Annotated in this window: 14 protein-coding genes; 6 read left to right on the top strand and 8 right to left on the bottom strand. The window is 63.3% G+C overall.

Going from position 1 to position 15,503, the window contains the following annotated elements; translation table 11 throughout:
* Window positions 1-47: 47 nt before the first annotated feature.
* From DCD74_RS11905 to DCD74_RS11890, 4 genes are all read left to right on the top strand, one after another.
* Window positions 48-638, top strand: coding sequence for a DUF411 domain-containing protein (locus DCD74_RS11905; protein ID WP_237049615.1), 591 nt, complete (start codon window positions 48-50; stop codon window positions 636-638).
* A gap of 67 nt (window positions 639-705) precedes the next feature.
* The gene (locus tag DCD74_RS11900; RefSeq protein WP_112927489.1) at window positions 706-1,104 is read left to right on the top strand and encodes a heavy metal-responsive transcriptional regulator; all 399 of its coding nucleotides are present in this window, start codon (window positions 706-708) and stop codon (window positions 1,102-1,104) included.
* Complete coding sequence (locus DCD74_RS11895) at window positions 1,101-3,512, top strand: heavy metal translocating P-type ATPase (RefSeq protein ID WP_112927488.1); 2,412 nt, start codon at window positions 1,101-1,103, stop codon at window positions 3,510-3,512. The genes DCD74_RS11900 and DCD74_RS11895 overlap by 4 nt, the downstream gene beginning before the upstream one ends.
* Window positions 3,509-4,015, top strand: a complete 507-nt coding sequence (locus DCD74_RS11890) for an EF-hand domain-containing protein (protein ID WP_112927487.1) — start codon at window positions 3,509-3,511, stop codon at window positions 4,013-4,015. Before DCD74_RS11895 ends, DCD74_RS11890 begins: the two co-directional genes overlap by 4 nt.
* Window positions 4,016-4,315: 300 nt before the next feature.
* On the opposite strand, the gene DCD74_RS11885 is transcribed toward DCD74_RS11890, so the two are convergent.
* Genes DCD74_RS11885 through DCD74_RS11865 form a run of 5 tightly spaced genes read right to left on the bottom strand, consistent with a single transcriptional unit; the run spans window position 4,316 to window position 6,400 of the window.
* Window positions 4,316-4,558, bottom strand: coding sequence for a hypothetical protein (locus DCD74_RS11885; RefSeq protein ID WP_112926679.1), 243 nt, complete (start codon window positions 4,556-4,558; stop codon window positions 4,316-4,318).
* Window positions 4,555-5,529, bottom strand: coding sequence for an SOS response-associated peptidase family protein (locus DCD74_RS11880; protein ID WP_112927486.1), 975 nt, complete (start codon window positions 5,527-5,529; stop codon window positions 4,555-4,557). The genes DCD74_RS11885 and DCD74_RS11880 overlap by 4 nt, the downstream gene beginning before the upstream one ends.
* Window positions 5,513-5,956: a hypothetical protein gene (locus DCD74_RS11875; RefSeq protein WP_112927485.1), complete on the bottom strand. Its 444-nt coding sequence runs from the start codon at window positions 5,954-5,956 to the stop codon at window positions 5,513-5,515. Before DCD74_RS11875 ends, DCD74_RS11880 begins: the two co-directional genes overlap by 17 nt.
* Window positions 5,949-6,179 carry a hypothetical protein gene (locus DCD74_RS11870; protein ID WP_112927484.1) on the bottom strand — a complete coding sequence of 77 codons (231 nt, stop codon included), beginning with the start codon at window positions 6,177-6,179 and terminating at the stop codon, window positions 5,949-5,951. The genes DCD74_RS11875 and DCD74_RS11870 overlap by 8 nt, the downstream gene beginning before the upstream one ends.
* A complete protein-coding gene (locus DCD74_RS11865) occupies window positions 6,176-6,400 on the bottom strand; it encodes a hypothetical protein (RefSeq protein WP_162616011.1) in 225 nt (74 codons plus the stop codon). The genes DCD74_RS11870 and DCD74_RS11865 overlap by 4 nt, the downstream gene beginning before the upstream one ends.
* Before the next feature lie 195 nt (window positions 6,401-6,595).
* Here DCD74_RS11865 and DCD74_RS11855 point away from each other — a divergent pair, with 195 nt between their 5' ends.
* A complete protein-coding gene (locus tag DCD74_RS11855; protein WP_237049614.1) occupies window positions 6,596-7,051 on the top strand; it encodes a LexA family protein in 456 nt (151 codons plus the stop codon).
* On the top strand, window positions 7,051-8,301 hold the full coding sequence (locus DCD74_RS11850) for a Y-family DNA polymerase (protein WP_112927481.1): 1,251 nt from the start codon (window positions 7,051-7,053) through the stop codon (window positions 8,299-8,301). The genes DCD74_RS11855 and DCD74_RS11850 overlap by 1 nt, the downstream gene beginning before the upstream one ends.
* A 71-nt stretch (window positions 8,302-8,372) precedes the next feature.
* On the opposite strand, the gene DCD74_RS11845 is transcribed toward DCD74_RS11850, so the two are convergent.
* The 3 genes from DCD74_RS11845 to DCD74_RS11835 form a co-directional block, all read right to left on the bottom strand.
* Complete coding sequence (locus tag DCD74_RS11845; protein ID WP_112927480.1) at window positions 8,373-9,209, bottom strand: ribonuclease H-like domain-containing protein; 837 nt, start codon at window positions 9,207-9,209, stop codon at window positions 8,373-8,375.
* Window positions 9,206-11,602 (bottom strand): DEAD/DEAH box helicase, encoded by a 2,397-nt coding sequence (locus DCD74_RS11840; protein WP_112927479.1) that lies wholly within the window; start codon window positions 11,600-11,602, stop codon window positions 9,206-9,208. The genes DCD74_RS11845 and DCD74_RS11840 overlap by 4 nt, the downstream gene beginning before the upstream one ends.
* Before the next feature lie 781 nt (window positions 11,603-12,383).
* Window positions 12,384-15,488, bottom strand: coding sequence for a type I restriction endonuclease subunit R (locus DCD74_RS11835; protein WP_112927478.1), 3,105 nt, complete (start codon window positions 15,486-15,488; stop codon window positions 12,384-12,386).
* Window positions 15,489-15,503 lie beyond the last annotated feature (15 nt).

Raw genomic sequence — 15,503 nt, 5'->3', positions numbered from 1 at the left:
ACGCTGCCTGCGCCTCACACAACTTCATCAAACCCAAGGAACGTCACATGCGCTTCGAGTCCCGATCAATTCCGTTCAACGTGCTGTTGGCTGTCGGCTGCACACTGATGGCGACGTCCTGCCAAGCCGACCCTGGGGGCATCGCTTCGGCGCCCGACCAGAACAAGCCCATCTCCACGCATGCGCCGACGACAAAGAAATTGTCCGCAACGCCCGCGACATCCACGCCCACGGCAGCCTTGGCCGCTGCCGAAGTGCTCCCCCCCGTGCTGGTGCACAAGAGTGCGAGCTGTGGTTGCTGCGGCGCCTGGGTCGATCACCTGCGCGGGGCCGGCTTTACCGTTCGCGTCAACGAGACCGAAGACCTGAACCCCATCAAGGAGCGGCTCGGCGTGCCCGATGGAAAGGGCTCGTGCCATACCGCGGAGGTCGGGGGCTACATGGTGGAAGGCCACGTGCCTGCGGACGACATCAAGCGCCTGCTCGTCGAACGTCCGAAGGGGAAGGGCTTGGTGCTGCCAGGGATGCCGATCGGGTCGCCTGGCATGGAGGTTCCGGATGGCACGGTGCAGCCCTACACGGTGGAGCTGGTGGCACCGGACGGCCGAAGCCATCCATTTGCTCGGCACGGTCGCTGACGCTTGACTCTGGACTTTGGTGAAGGGTGCACAGTCCCACTCACCGGCACATTTCACAGGTGAACCCATGAAGATCGGCGAACTGGCAAAGCGGGCCGATGTCCCCATCGACACGGTGCGCTACTACGAGCGCGAGGGCTTGATTCCACCGCCGATCCGGCGGGCTTCCGGCTACCGGGACTACGTGGACGCGGACGTGGATCGGCTGCGTTTCATGCGTCGCGCCAAGGGCCTCGGGTTCACCTTGCACGAGATCCGCGACCTGCTGAGCCTGACTGCCATGTCCGGGGACGATATGGCCGCACTGAATGCACAGACCCAGGCGAAGCTGCGAGACGTGGAGGAAAGAATCCACTCACTCACCCGCATCCGTGAGGCCCTGAAAAGCCTGGTCACTGCCTGTCCCGGGCACGGCGCACTGGACCGCTGCCCGATCCTTACAGCCCTGTCGGAGGACCGCACATGAGCACTCATGACCACGCTGCTGGCAATCCGACGCGCGATCCCGTCTGCGGCATGACCGTAGACCCGGTGACTGCAAAGGGTGGTTCCGCAATCCATGCTGGCAACTCATACCACTTCTGCAGCACCGGCTGCCGCGAGAAATTCATCGCCAACCCGCTGCACTACCTCGACCGGACAGCCGCGACGAATGGCGAGGCCTCGGCTCCTGTCGCGCACGTGGCTGCCCCAGCAATCGATGCCACCTACACCTGCCCGATGCATCCCGAGATCCGCCAGCAGGGGCCGGGCACCTGCCCGATCTGCGGAATGGCACTTGAGCCGGAGATGCCCAGCCTGGACGAGGAGGAGAACCCGGAACTGCGCGATTTCAGTCGTCGCTTCTGGTGGACCCTTCCGCTGAGCGTGGTGGTCCTGCTTCTCGCAATGTTCGGCCATTCCCTGCCCGCATTGCCCACCGCCACACGCACGTGGATCGAGTTAGCCCTGACCACGCCCGTGGTGCTGTGGGCGGGCTGGCCGTTCTTCGTTCGCTGCCTGCAATCCATCCGCAACCGCAGCCCGAACATGTGGACGCTGATCGGCATCGGCGTGGCGGCGGCGTTCGGCTATAGCGTGGTCGCCACTTTGGCGCCAGGTCTGTTTCCCGATTCCTTCCGTGACCACGGACGCGTGGGCGTGTACTTCGAGGCCGCCGCGGTGATCGTCTCGCTGACCTTGCTCGGCCAGTTGCTTGAATTGCGTGCCCGCTCGAAGACCAGTGCCGCGATCAAGGCGCTGCTGGGACTGGCACCCAAGACTGCGCGACGGGTCAACGATGACGGAACGGAGGAGGACATCCCACTGGACCACGTGCACGTGGGCCACTTGCTGCGAGTGCGGCCCGGCGAAAAAGTGCCGGTCGATGGCAGCGTGGTCGAGGGCCGTTCGAGCGTCGACGAATCCATGCTGACCGGTGAAGCAATGCCGGTCGGCAAGGGCGTGGGCGATACTGTCATTGGCGCCACCCAGAACGGCACCGGCGCCCTGCTGATCCGTGCCGACCAGGTGGGTTCGTCCACCGTGCTCTCGCGCATCGTGCAACTGGTGGCGCAAGCGCAGCGCTCGCGCGCGCCAATGCAGCGCATGGCCGACAAGGTCGCCTATTGGTTCGTGCTGGCAGTGCTCGCCTCCGCGGTCGCGACCTTCTTCGCCTGGGGCCTGTGGGGGCCGCAACCCTCCTGGACCTGGGCGGTGCTCAATGCAGTGTCGGTGTTGATCATCGCCTGCCCGTGCGCACTGGGGCTGGCTACGCCGATGTCGATCATGGTCGCCACTGGTCGCGCCGCGCAGGCTGGCGTGCTGTTCCGCGATGCCGAAGCAATCGAACGCTTCCGCACGCTGGATACGCTGGTGGTGGACAAGACCGGGACCCTGACCGAGGGCAAACCGAGCTTCCGCACGGTGATCGGCGCGGCCGGAAACGATCCCGCTGAAGTCCTGCGTTTGGGCGCGAGCCTGGACCAGGGCAGCGAACATCCGCTAGCCGAAACCATCGTCGCCGAAGCCCGCCAACGCGCAATTGGTCTGTCGACGGTGCAGGACTTCGATTCGGTCACCGGGTCGGGCGTCCGCGGCACGGTCGACGGGCGTGCGCTGTTGCTCGGCAACCGTGCATTGATGGACGTCAACAACATCGACGTGGCCTCGCTCACCGCAGAAGCCGAAGGCCTGCGCGCCGATGGCGCCAGCGTGATGTTCCTCGCCGGCGATGGCCAGTTGTTGGGGCTGCTGGCGGTGGCCGATCCGATCAAGGTTTCGGCAAAACCCACAATCGCCGCGCTGCAGGCCAGCGGACTGCGCGTGGTGATGGCGACCGGCGACGGCGCGACCACCGCGCAAGCCGTGGCGCGCGCGCTTGGCATCGAAGAAGTCCACGGTGAGGTGAAGCCGGAAGACAAGGCCGCGCTGGTCAAGCGCTTGCAGTCGGAGGGCCACAAGGTCGCGATGGCCGGGGATGGCATCAACGATGCGCCTGCGCTGGCGAGCGCCGATGTCGGTATCGCCATGGGAACCGGCACCGACGTGGCCATGTCCAGCGCCCAGGTAACGCTGGTGAAGGGCGACCTGCGCGGCATCCTGCGTGCCCGCGCACTGTCCGAGGCCACTGTGCGCAACATGCGCCAGAACCTCGTCTTCGCCTTCCTCTACAACGCCATTGGCGTCCCCATCGCAGCCGGCCTGCTATACCCGGTGTTCGGCCTGCTGCTCAGCCCGATGATCGCCGCCCTGGCGATGAGCCTGAGTTCGGTATCAGTCGTCGGCAATGCCCTGCGACTGGCCAAGACACGCCTTCCAGAAGACGCCTCCCCCCGAGAGCCCGGGCCCAGCGCCAACCCCCCACACGCTCGCTCCACAGGAGTTCCAACATGAACGTTAAAACTTCGATCGCCCTCGCCGCGACCCTGCTGCTGGCATCCAACGCCCACGCCGGTCCTCAAACCGCGTCTAAGCCGATGGACCACAGCAAGATGAAAATGGACCACGCGTCCATGCAGATGCCGGCGACGCCCGAGGCGCGGGCCAAGATGGCAAACACGATGTTCGACAAGATCGACACCAACAAGAACGGCAGCCTCAGCCGCGCCGAGTTTGTCGAGCACCACCGAACAATGTCGATGGAGCATGGCGGCATGCACATGGATCACGGCAAAAACGCCATGAAGCACGATGGCAAAGAGCATCACGCCATGGATCACGCCGGGCACGCGCCGTCCGCAGCAAGCACTACCTACCAGAAACTGGATAGCAACAAGGACGGCAAGCTGTCCACGGCGGAGATGGCCAAGCATCCGCTGGCGGCGCACTTCGCCATGCTCGATGCCGACAAGAATGGCTATCTAAGCTCCAAGGAAGCGGCGGCCCACGGTCTGTAACGCCTGAACTCAGCGGGCGGTGCAAAACACCGTCCGCCCCATGCAAAGTGGGCCTATGGAATACCACACCTCGAAGGGACATAAGCCCCCTAGGACGGTGTGGAAGACTTGCCCTCATAAGCGGCTAAGGGTGCCATTAGTTTGGGCGAGGATGATCGCCCTCCGCGGCTTACCCTTTCGAAGCGCCTCTATGTCCGCTTTGGGTCGGATCCGGCCACCAACCTGCCCGCACGTCCCGTGACAAACGACTTAGGCTAACCCAAGCATTTGCTCGTCCCGCCCTGACGGACGTCGCAGCTCTTAGGGTCTCGCGACGCCCATCGCCTCGGGAGGCACTGCAAAACCGCCCTCATCGGCGTTCGCTAACAAGCTCGTGTACCGCTCGATGAGCTCGCCATCCGCGTCGTCTGCATAGGCCTCCTCGCCCAAATCGCCAGCGAGGTCATCGAATCCGCGCCAGAATTCCCCTGGGGATTTGCCTGCGGCCTCCACGACATACGCTTCTAGCTTCACGAGGCGGCATTCCTGGTCGGGCGTCATCATGCCGCTTCCTTCATCAGCTCGTAGTACGGGTGACGCTTGTCATCGAAGATCGCGAACAGCGCGTCCAGATTTTTCGGGTCCGGGTTGAGCCACGCATCGACGTGCTCAGGCTTGATATTGATGACGGTTCTGTCGTGTCCCGCCGCGGCGACCTCTGGTTCGGGCTCATCGGTAATGGCAGCAAAGGACCATAGGCCCGGCTCGATGCCCTTGCGATCGACCCAGTGGGAATACAGGCAGGCGATATACATGGTCTCGCCTGTTCTGGGGCGGAACTGGATTTCCTTGCTCCCGCCCTTTCCGTCATCGACATTCTCGTAAAAGGTTTCAGCCAGCATCAGCCCGTGCGTATGGCCAAATTGGTTGCGCCAGAATCGCGTCAGGTTGTCGCGCCGCGCGTTGTAGGTGCCTGAGACTTGGCCCGTCTTGGTACGGTCAATAGAGGGGTCCATTCCCGCCGGGCGACAGTGATAGCGCATGGGCCGCACGATTCGCTTGCCGTTCTCCACGATAAGCACGGGCGCGTACCAGTCCGGGAAGATTCGGTCGTCCTTGGTCGGCTCGTGCCTGGTGCGCTTGGCATCCTCGATCCAGCGCTTCGTCTGCTTGATCTTGTTACTGGCAATCCGCTGCTCGTTGAGCGCCGTCTTCGTTTCCTTGACCGCAAGCTTCGCCTCGGCGGCAGCCAGGCGCGCCTCTTGCGCTGCCAATTCAGCTTCGCTTTCGGCAAGCTTCCGGCCGTTCCATTCGGAGATCAGCTCTTGAATCTTCCGCTCTAGCTCTGATTTGGGGGGGAGGAAGTTTCGATCGATTCCCTTGGGGATCTTCGTGCCGTCCGAGAGCTTCTTGCGGATGCGGTATTTCTCATCACGCTCCAGGTAAATTTTCCAGAACGCCTCGATATCGATATCCGCGCCGAACTCACGCGTGTAGTTGTCGTAGAGCGACCAGGCTTCAGCCGAATAGCACACCGCTTACTCCATCATCATGCTTGGTATTGGGGATCGGGGGCGCAAGCTTCCACACCAACTCTTGCAGCGTCTGATCGTCAGCTTCCCGCTGTGCCTCGACTGCTTCGCGAACGGCGTTGTATTCGGGCATCCAGTAGTAGTCGAGCGGCAAGTCTTCGAAATAGCTCGGGCAGAGCAGCTCGCGGTTGTCGACGGTCATGCCGATTTCGACAAAGGCCCAATTGAGGGGCTGGTGGTCGCGGATACCGTGAAGTTGTGCCATGACGTCATCGGTCAGACCCAGCTCCTCGCGCTTGGCTTTGCGCACCTCGCCGAACTGCCTGAATGTCGTGGTGTCTCGGTATTCCTTGGACAGCGGCACGTTGCGGAGGAACACGTTGTACGCCTCCAACTGGCCGATCCAGTACGAAACGTCCGCTTCATTCATCGGTACATTCTTCGTCGCTCGGAATAAGGCCGGCACAGCCTTGGAGGTGCTGCAGGCGGCCCCACACGTGTGCGTGATCCTCTTCCTCGGTCTGAGAATCGATGGCGTCTGCTTCCCTCGTGAAGCAGTCCAGCATGTCCTCTTGCTTGCAGTTAGCCAGCAAGCCGGGCAGGCGCGCTTCGAGGTCATCAAGCATGGCATCGAGTTCAACGCGCGATTTCATCGCAACCTCCGGTTCAATCTGGTCTCAGCCAAGAGCAGCCCGATCAGGTGGTAACAACGACTGCCGAGACCATGGCGTTCGGCGTCGACGAAGATCGGGTCCAGGAGGTTCCACGCCTGATCAAACGCTTGCGGGTGGCCTGCCTCGGCCAACGCCAACAGGTGCGGCTTCTTGTAGGCCAGCCGGGCCGCCAGCAGGTCGCAGTGGGCATTCTGGTCCATCCCGAAAGTATCCCGCTCCGCCTGTTCAGGCCTCTTCACATCGCAGCTAACAGGATCCGGGCCGCATTCATCTCTGTGGCGGCCGCGGTGGGCGGGGCGTTGCGCGGTTCGGTGGCACTCACCAAGGGTCGGGGCGTAGGCTTCGCGCCCCTCGTCTCATCGGGTGCGTCACTGGCCCCCGAAGCTTCCGCCACCATGACCTCCATTGCCTCCCCCCCCGCCATCGGCCCCGTGGCCGCCTGTCGTTTAGACCTGTCTCACCTACCGCTGCGCTTTTTGGGCATGCGTGCCAGCTGCGGGTTTCCCTCCCCGGCTGAGGACTTCATGGGGGAGGACCTGGATCTCAACGAGCTGTGCATCCGCAACCCGCCTGCCACCTTCTTCGCCCAGGCCGAGGGCGACAGCATGCGCGGCTTCGGGATCCACGCCGGCGACATGCTGGTCGTCGATCGCTCGATCAATGCCAAATCGGGTCACATCGCGCTGCTCCTATGGGACGGCGGCTTGTGTGTCAAACAGCTGCGTATCGGTCGCTCCTGCGTGGAACTGCTATCGGGCGACGGGTCGCCGCCCCTCGCTGTGGCCGATGAGGTCGAGCTGCAGGTGTGGGGCGTGGTGACCTATTCGTTCCGCAACCACTTGGGGCGCTGATGCTCGGGCTGGTCGACGGCAACAACTTTTACGCCAGCTGTGAGCGGGCCTTCCAGCCCGATCTCATTGGCCGGCCTGTCGTCATTTTGTCCAACAACGACGGCTGCGCCATTGCCCGTAGCAATGAGGCCAAGGCGCTCGGCGTCAGGATGGGCCAGCCCATTCATGAGGTGGACCCCACCATTCGTAAGCAGCTCCTCATCCGCTCGGCGAATTTCGGCCTGTACGGGGATTTGTCCGGACGGATCGTGACCATCCTGCGTGACCTGTTCCCGCGCGTGGAGGTGTATTCCATCGACGAGAGTTTCATATCGCTGGAAGGCATTCCCGTCGCGGATCACGTACATGTCGCGCGCGTCGCCCGTGATCGGATCCTCCAGTGGACCGGCATTCCCTGCTGCGTCGGCATCGGCCCCACCAAGACGCTGGCCAAGCTCGGTAACAAGCTGGCGAAGAAGACGCCAGGCGGCGTGATGGCCGTGGACGCAGGCATCCCTGAGCTTGCAGCCTATCCCGTTGAGGACCTCTGGGGGGTTGGGCGCAAGTTCGCAGCCCGGCTCGGTGCCGAAGGCATCCTGACGGCCCGCGACCTCATGGGCGCAGATCCCGAGACCCTGCGCGCGCGCTACGGGGTGGTGCTTGCCCGCACGCAACGCGAGCTGCAAGGGGTCGTCTGCGCCGAGCTTGTCCAGGACGAACCGGACCGCCAGCAGATCGTCTGCTCCCGATCCTTCAAGAACGACGTGGAATCTTTGGAAGACCTCCAGCAAGCCGTGGCAACATTCGCAATCCGGGCGTGCGAGAAGCTGCGCAAGCGTGGCCTGATGTGTTCGGGCGTCTGGGTATGGATCAACACCAACCCCTTCAAGCCGGGGGCTCGTCAGTACCACCCCTCCAAGGCCTTCAATCTGATCGGACCCTCATCCGATACACGGGAGGTGCTGTCCGTGGCCCAGGCGCTGACGCGTGCGATGTTCAAGAAAGGGTACCGCTACAAGAAGGCTGGCGTTGGCCTGCTCGATCTCACGCATGGGGACCTGCAGCAGGCCGATCTGTTCGCCGGCATCGATCCCCGCTCGGCCAAGTTGATGGAAGTGATGGACGCGGCCAACCGCAAGTTCGGACGTGGCAGCGTCACGTTGGCGTCGGCAGCCTCTCGTAGGGGGGCTACTCCCAAATGGGCGATGCGCCAGGACAGCTTGTCACCGGCGTACACGCAGAAGTGGAGCGACATCCTCAAGGTCAGATAGAGCCTGTGCTATGGGCCCTCTTACCCCTGATGACTGTCTAGCCGCAGTTAGAAAGCATCTAGGGATGCGCGTTAGCACCTACTCAAATGAATGGCCAGTCGCGCCAGTGTCACCACGTCCTGATGGTTGTGTGCCATCACGCGCCGCAACTGCTTGGCTGAGCTGCCGCGCAGGTAATCCAACCACGCCCCGGGTGCCTCGCTACCCGGCAGATCGTCTTCCCGAACGATGCCGAGCACCCGTCGCTCGATGGTCCCGAGCCTGCAGTTCTCGAACACTCCCCGGTAGCGTCGCCGCGTGGGATGCAGCAGATCAACGTGATCGAGCGCGGACAGCGGCTCGGCCTGTCGCATCAGGCGATAGCGCGTCTTGAGCAGCGGGGCGTCGTAGGACTTGCCGTTGTAGCTGACCAGAATGGTGCTAGGTCGGAGCCAGCCGCGGAACAGGTCGAGCATGGCCGGTTCAGCGCTCGTCTTCGTGATGGTGAGCTGACGGATGTGCAGCCCGGCAGGGTCGAGCGTTGCTGCGCCGATCATGAAGGCGCGCGTGCCTGTCCCACCGGCCAGACCGGTGGTTTCAGTGTCGAAGAACATGAGTTCAGAGGTGGGCAACGGCACGTCGCGCCTGGCGAAGGCGGCGTCGAGATGCGGCTGCCACGGCAGATCGAACGGCAGGCGACCTTCCTGCAGCCAGAGGCCGGGGGCAATTTCCCGGCCTGGAAGCAAGCGGTCTTCCGCTGATGCAGGTGCCGGCGCGTCGCGGCGCTTGACCCGTAGCAGGCCACGCAGGCGGGCCAACGGATCAGAGTCGATCTTCGCCGCCGGAGGGGCCAGTGTCGCCACTGCAGCCGCGGCAGGCGCGCCACTTTGCCGCCGTAGCGCCTGCAGCCGGGTCAGGGTCAGGCTCATGCGGCCTGCAGCGCGCGCAGCAGGCGCAGTGCGAGCTGGCGGGGTCCTTCCGTCAGTGGAACGGTTTCGTCGAGGACCGGCCCCACGCACCCAGGGCAGCCCGCACGGCAGTCGCACGCCTCGACCAGCGACTGCGCGCGCTGCAGGAGCTCGGCTTGGCGCTGGAATAGCGGCTCGGAGAGGCCAACGCCTCCGGGATAATTGTCGTAGAGATAGACGGTAGGCTCGAAGCGGGCCAGTGCGTCGGCCTGAACCGCCGCGCCATCGGTGGCGCGCAGTTGCCCCCGACCCCGTCCGTCACCGCTAGCTGACCACGCCCCATCACCACTGCCGACCGCCTTTTGCAGGTCGGCCCCGTCGGCCATTACAGCGATGCGAGCCACGACATGCAGCGCGTGTGCCGCCCCGAGGAAGCCGTCCAGCGCCTGCTGGCGGTTGTCGAACAACGAATGCAGCACTGGCTCCGGCAGCTGCCACCAGCACGCGGTGGTGTGCATTTCCTGATCGGGGAGCGTGACCGGTCCGTAGCCGATGTTCTCGTGCGTGTAGTAGCGGATCTTCTTGTAACCAGACACGCGCCGCACCACATGAACTTCGCCATGGTGGACCTGACCCACGCCGGTCACAGCGCTGTCGAAGGACTCCAGAACCTTCAGTCGGGTGTAGTCGATCGCGTCGGTGTAGTAGTCGACGTGGGTGCGGGTGACATAGGCCTTGCGGCCTTCCCAGTCCAGGCGTTCGACCTGAAACGGGGTGGATTGCACCATGTGAATCGCGCCTTCGTAGAGCATCAGCGGTGCGGAACTGAAATCGACCTCCGCGATGATCACCTGGCGTCCGTCGGTGCGATCCACCACCACGAAATTGCCATCCGCGACCGAGCGCAAGCTGACGGCGCCTGCGGGATAGCTGTCCGCGATCCACTCCCAACGCCCACCTTCCGGATGCAGCACGCCATCCTCGGCCAACAGCTGCAGGTATACGGCAGGATCGACTGGGCCAAAGGTGTCGCCCTCCAGGAAAGGCAACTCAAACGCAGCGCAGCGGATATGGTCCAGCAGGATCACCGGCTGGTCGGGCGCAATGCGTGCGTGTTCCGGGCTGGCGTCGGAGAAGAACTCCGGGTGCCGGACGATGTACTGGTCCAATGGGTCGGACGAGGCCACCAGCACGCCCAGGCTTGGCTTCTGCCGCCGACCTGCGCGTCCGAAGCGCTGCCACGTCCCGCTGACGCTGCCAGGGTAGCCGTTGAGCACCACGACATCCAGCGCACCGATGTCCACGCCCAGTTCCAACGCGGAAGTGGACACGATGCCGTCGATACGCCCGTCGCGCATCGCTCGCTCGGCCTCGCGACGCTCAGTGGGTAGATAACCCCCGCGGTAGGCGCGAATGCGCGCTGGCTTGCGCGGGTCATGGTCGAATACGTCTTTCAGATATTTGGTCAACACCTCGACCATCGTCCGCGACTGCGCGAACACCAGGGTTTTCAGGCCCGCCTTGATTGCCATCCGTGCGATGCGGTTGGACTGCGAGCGCGCCGAGGCACGCAGACCCAGGTCCGGGTTTACGACCGGCGGATTCCACAGCAGGACGTGCTTCTCGCCTGCCGGAGCGCCGGACTCGGTAATCGCCGTGACCGGGCGGCCGATCAGGGCTTCGGCGTGCTCCTTGGGATTCCCGATGGTCGCCGAGCACAAAATGAATTGCGGGCGCACCCCGTAGAACGCGCAGATGCGTTCCAACCGCCGCAGCACGTTGGCCAGGTGCGAGCCGAACACGCCGCGATAGGCGTGGATCTCGTCGATCACCACATAGGCCAGGTTCTCAAAGAACTGCGCCCACTTCGTGTGGTGCGGCAGGATGCCTTGGTGCAGCATGTCCGGGTTGGTCACCACGATGTCGCCCGACAGACGGATCGCCTGACGCTGGTCACCTGGGGTGTCGCCATCGAAGGTGGCCGCCCGCACGCCAAGGTCCCCGGCCTTGGAGAGTTCGATCAGCTCGGCCACCTGGTCCTGCGCCAGCGCCTTGGTCGGGAACAGGTACAACGCCTTGCTACGGCGAGTCATAGCGGCGGCCACGACCGGCAGCGTGTAGCACAGCGTCTTGCCCGAGGCTGTGGGCGTCACCACGACGACGTCCTCGCCACGCTGCACAGCGTCCCAGCAGGCGCCCTGGTGGGAATACAGGCGTTCGCGCCCCCGCGTGCGCAAGGCGGTGGCGATCGCCGTTGGTAAGTCAGCGGGTAGCTCTACAAAGCGACCCTCCCGTGCCGGAACCACGAAGGCCCCAGTCACGCGATCAGGGTATTTACGCGCCAGGCGAGGCGCGAGCAGGGGCTCGCCATCCGTGCCAGCTGTTTCAAGTTCAAGGCGAGCGAGTTGGGTCATGAATCCTCCGAGGCGGGGAGGATGTTGGCCTCGGGTCTCATTCCGTGCGATTGGCAGACTCATCGCGGGAACTCAGACTTTTCCTACTTCTCGGCGGGGCGAACCCTTATCGCTTTTGGACTGCCCTCTGGATAGCCAGCAGGGGTCGGCAACGTGCGGCACCGGACAGGAGTCCAGGTCATCCAGCCGCTGCGGGCCGCGTCAGGGATAGCGCGGCTGCCGACGCCAGACTGCTTAGCGCAGGACAGCTGCTTCATTGTTTGGCTGGTGCGGAACCACTCTTCGAACTCCCGCCTTCTGCCAATTGAGACGCGTGGGGTCGCACCGTGTGTGTCCAGTTTCGGCCACAATCGGCCATTCGAATACCCATCAGAAAGTTGCCAATTCTTTTCGAGCAACTAGAGTTGTGGCAACCTACAGATTCCGGCAAGTGGTTGATGATTTCCCGACTCCGGAACTGTACATCGGTCAAAAATCATCAACTGGCTGACGCCCTCGAAGACTTGTCCATCTAGAGCCCGGGGGCACACGACAAAGGAGGTCTTATGATCTTTCTAAGCGTGTCAGCCAGCTGGCAAAGCCGCCGTGGTTTCATTCGTTCATTCGATATGAGACTGGGGTTGCCTGTCGGACTGCTGACGGTCTTAAAAGCCATCAGCATGTTCTGAGGGCTGGCGACCAGGGGAATGGGGCCGCAAGGCCCCTTTCTTTTTCAAGTAGTTTGTCCGCTTAGGGTCGATAGCAGCCTCATTCGACCTGACCACCGAATCCAAACTACAAACTACACCCTAGGCCTCGCATCTCCACCCCGCGCCCGCAGCGCCTCATAAAGCTGCGCGCGCCCCAGCAGGATGTCCTTCAATCCATCCCGCACCCGCTCAGACTCCAGCGCCTGACTGCTCATCGTCGTGTGTGCATCCAGCGCATCCATGATCGCGTGCAGGAGAGCGTGCTTCAGGTCCGGGGAGTTGGCGAATTGTTCCTTGCTGTTGTCGGTCGCCTGCTGGATCAGCGTTTCGTTCTCCAACAGCTTGCCCTTGATGACGCCGTTGACATACACGAGCTGGTCGCCGTCGGAGAGCTGACCCTCGAATAGCCCGTTGACCTTCTCGATGATCTCGTTGAGGTAGGCCTGCTGCTTGTCTTGAACGTGACCACTGCCAACCGCTTCCATCGGTTGCAGTTGGTAGGTGCCATCCGCATTGAGGTTCAGCGGCTGCTTGCCGCAGCTGCGCAGGGTGTGATGTGTTAGCACCACCTTGGACAGGTCCACGGTCTCGCGCTCGCGCCCGAACTCCAGCAGTGGCAGCAGGCGCTTGTAGAACAGGAACCGTTTCTCGATTTCGGTGTTGCCGTAATCGAACATCTGCGACAGGAAGGCATACAGCCGGTTGAACGACGCCATGTCCCCCTTGAAGAGGACGAACGCATCCAGCTCGTCCTTGGTGGTCTTTTCCGCTTGGCCGTCCTCTGCGGCAATGGCAACTGTGTGTGACTGCTGCGCCGCCCGGTAGCGTTTCAGCAGCCTGTCGGCGACGGGATGGATGGCGGCCACAAGCTGCGCCTGGGTGGCTCTCGGATCTATCTCCACCTTCACCAGCCGCTCCACCTCGAAGTCGTCGTAATGGCCGGCAGCATCCAGCTTGGCGCGGAGGTCGAAGATCAGGTTCGGATCGGTCGTGGATTCGAGCTCGGCGGTCTCGTAGTAGGTCTTGAAGGCCTGCAATACGTCCGCGGCATCATTGACGAAGTCCAGCACGTATGTCGTCGTCTTGCCAGGATGGGCGCGATTCAGGCGCGATAACGTCTGTACCGCCTGGACGCCACCCAGCTTCTTATCCACGTACATACCGCACAGCAGTGGCTGGTCGAAGCCCGTCTGGAACTTGTTGGCTACCAGCAACAGATGGAACTCAGGCTGCGCGAAGGCTTCGCGAATGTCCCGGTTCTTCAGCCCCGGATTGAGCTGCTTGCTGGATTCGGTGACCGGCTCGGGATAGGACTCCGGATCATTGACCTCGCCCGAGAATGCCACCAGGACGCCCAGCGGATAGTGCTGCCGCTCGATGTATTCTCGGATGGCCTTCTGCCAGCGCACCGCCTCCAGCCGGGACGACACCACCACCATCGCCTTGGCCTGCCCGTCCAGCAGCGACTGCACGTTCTCGCGGTAGTGCTCCACCACGATTTGTACCTTGGCGGCGATGTTGTAAGGGTGCAGGCGAACCCACTGCATGATCCCCTTCATTGCCGTGCTGCGCTCGACCTGCGTCTGGTCGATCTCCTTGCCGTCATGCGCCAGGCGGAAGGCCAGGTCGTAAGGCGTGTAGTTGCGCAGGACATCGAGGATGAAGCCCTCCTCGATGGCCTGTCGCATGGAGTACACATGGAACGGCTGAGGCAGCCCGTCCGGGCCGGGGCGACCGAACAGCTCCAGCGTCTTGCCCTTGGGTGTGGCGGTGAAGGCGACGTAGGTCAGCCCGGATTCCGCACTGCGGGCACCCATCTGGGCAGCCAGCAGAGCCTCCGTGTCGATCTCTCCACCGTCCTGCAGGTCGGCCCACTCCTGCGCACTCAGCAGCTGCTTCAGCTTCGCTGCCGCTTGTCCCGTCTGCGAGCTGTGCGCCTCGTCAGCAATCACGGCGAACCGCTTACCCTCGGTCGCGGCCAGCTCCTGCACGGCCTGCAGCGCAAAGGGGAAGGTCTGGATGGTGCAGACGATGATCTTCTTGCCGTCCTTCAGCGCCTGCCCCAGCTGGGCGCTCTTGCTGCCCTGCTCGCCGGTGATCGTGGCGACCACGCCAGTGGTGCGCTCGAAGTCGAAGATGGCTTCCTGCAGCTGGCTGTCCAGCACATTGCGGTCGGAAACCACCAGCACGCTGTCGAACACCTTCACGTTGTCGCGGTGCAGATCGGCCAAGAAGTGGGCCGTCCACGCAATCGAGTTCGTCTTGCCGGAACCGGCTGAATGCTGGATCAGGTAGGGCTGGCCAGTACCTTGCGCGTGGACGTCGACCACCAGCTTCCGGGTGGCGTCCAACTGGTGGTAGCGCGGAAAGATCACCGACTGCAGTTGCTTCTTCTCGTCACGTTTGCCGATCAGGTAGCGGCCAAGGATCTCCAGCCAGCTGTCAGGTGCCCAGACCTCCTCCCACAGATAGCGAGTGGCAAACCCTTCCGGATCGGGGGCATTGCCCGCGCCACCTTCGTTGCCGCGGTTGAACGGCAGGAACCGGGTCTGCTCTCCGGCCAGCCGCGTGGTCATCATTACCTCGGCCTGGCTGACCGCAAAGTGCACCAGTGCGCCACCGGGGAAGGCCAGCAGCGGCTCGCTCAGCCCGCCCTTGGGGTGCGGATGCCGGTCGAACCGGTACTGGTCCACAGCATCGCCCACGCTCTGGGTGAACTCCGACTTCAGCTCGGCCGTTGCCACTGCAACGCCGTTGACGAACAGCACCAGATCCAGGCAATCGTTGGGGCGATTGGGCGAGTGTTTGACCTGCCGCACCACGCGGAGACGATTGGCCGCGTAGTGCTGCTGGGTCACGGGGTTCATGGCCAACGCCGGCTTGAACTGGACCAGCGAAAGCGGCTGCTTCAGCCCGAGCATCTCGACACCTCGGCGCAGCACATCCAGCGTGCCGCGCTCGTCGAGGTTCTTGCGAATCCGTTCTGCCAATCGTTCGGCCAGCTGAGGGCCGTGGGTCTTCTGGAGTCGCTGCCAGCTGTCCGGCTGAGTCGCCTCGATCCACGCTAGAAGGTCGGGCAGGAACAAGCCGGATTGGCGGTGGTAGTGGGCGGCATCGCCTTCGCCGTACAGCCAGCCCTGGGCCGCCAGCTGCTCGCAAATCTCGCGTTCGAAGTGATGCTCCTGATGCAAATTCATTGTTTCCCCCTGATG

Source organism: Lysobacter oculi, from assembly GCF_003293695.1.
GTDB classification, from domain to species: domain Bacteria; phylum Pseudomonadota; class Gammaproteobacteria; order Xanthomonadales; family Xanthomonadaceae; genus Solilutibacter; species Solilutibacter oculi.
Note: the sequence above shows the minus strand (reverse complement) of the source record. Positions and strands in the feature narration are given on the sequence as shown.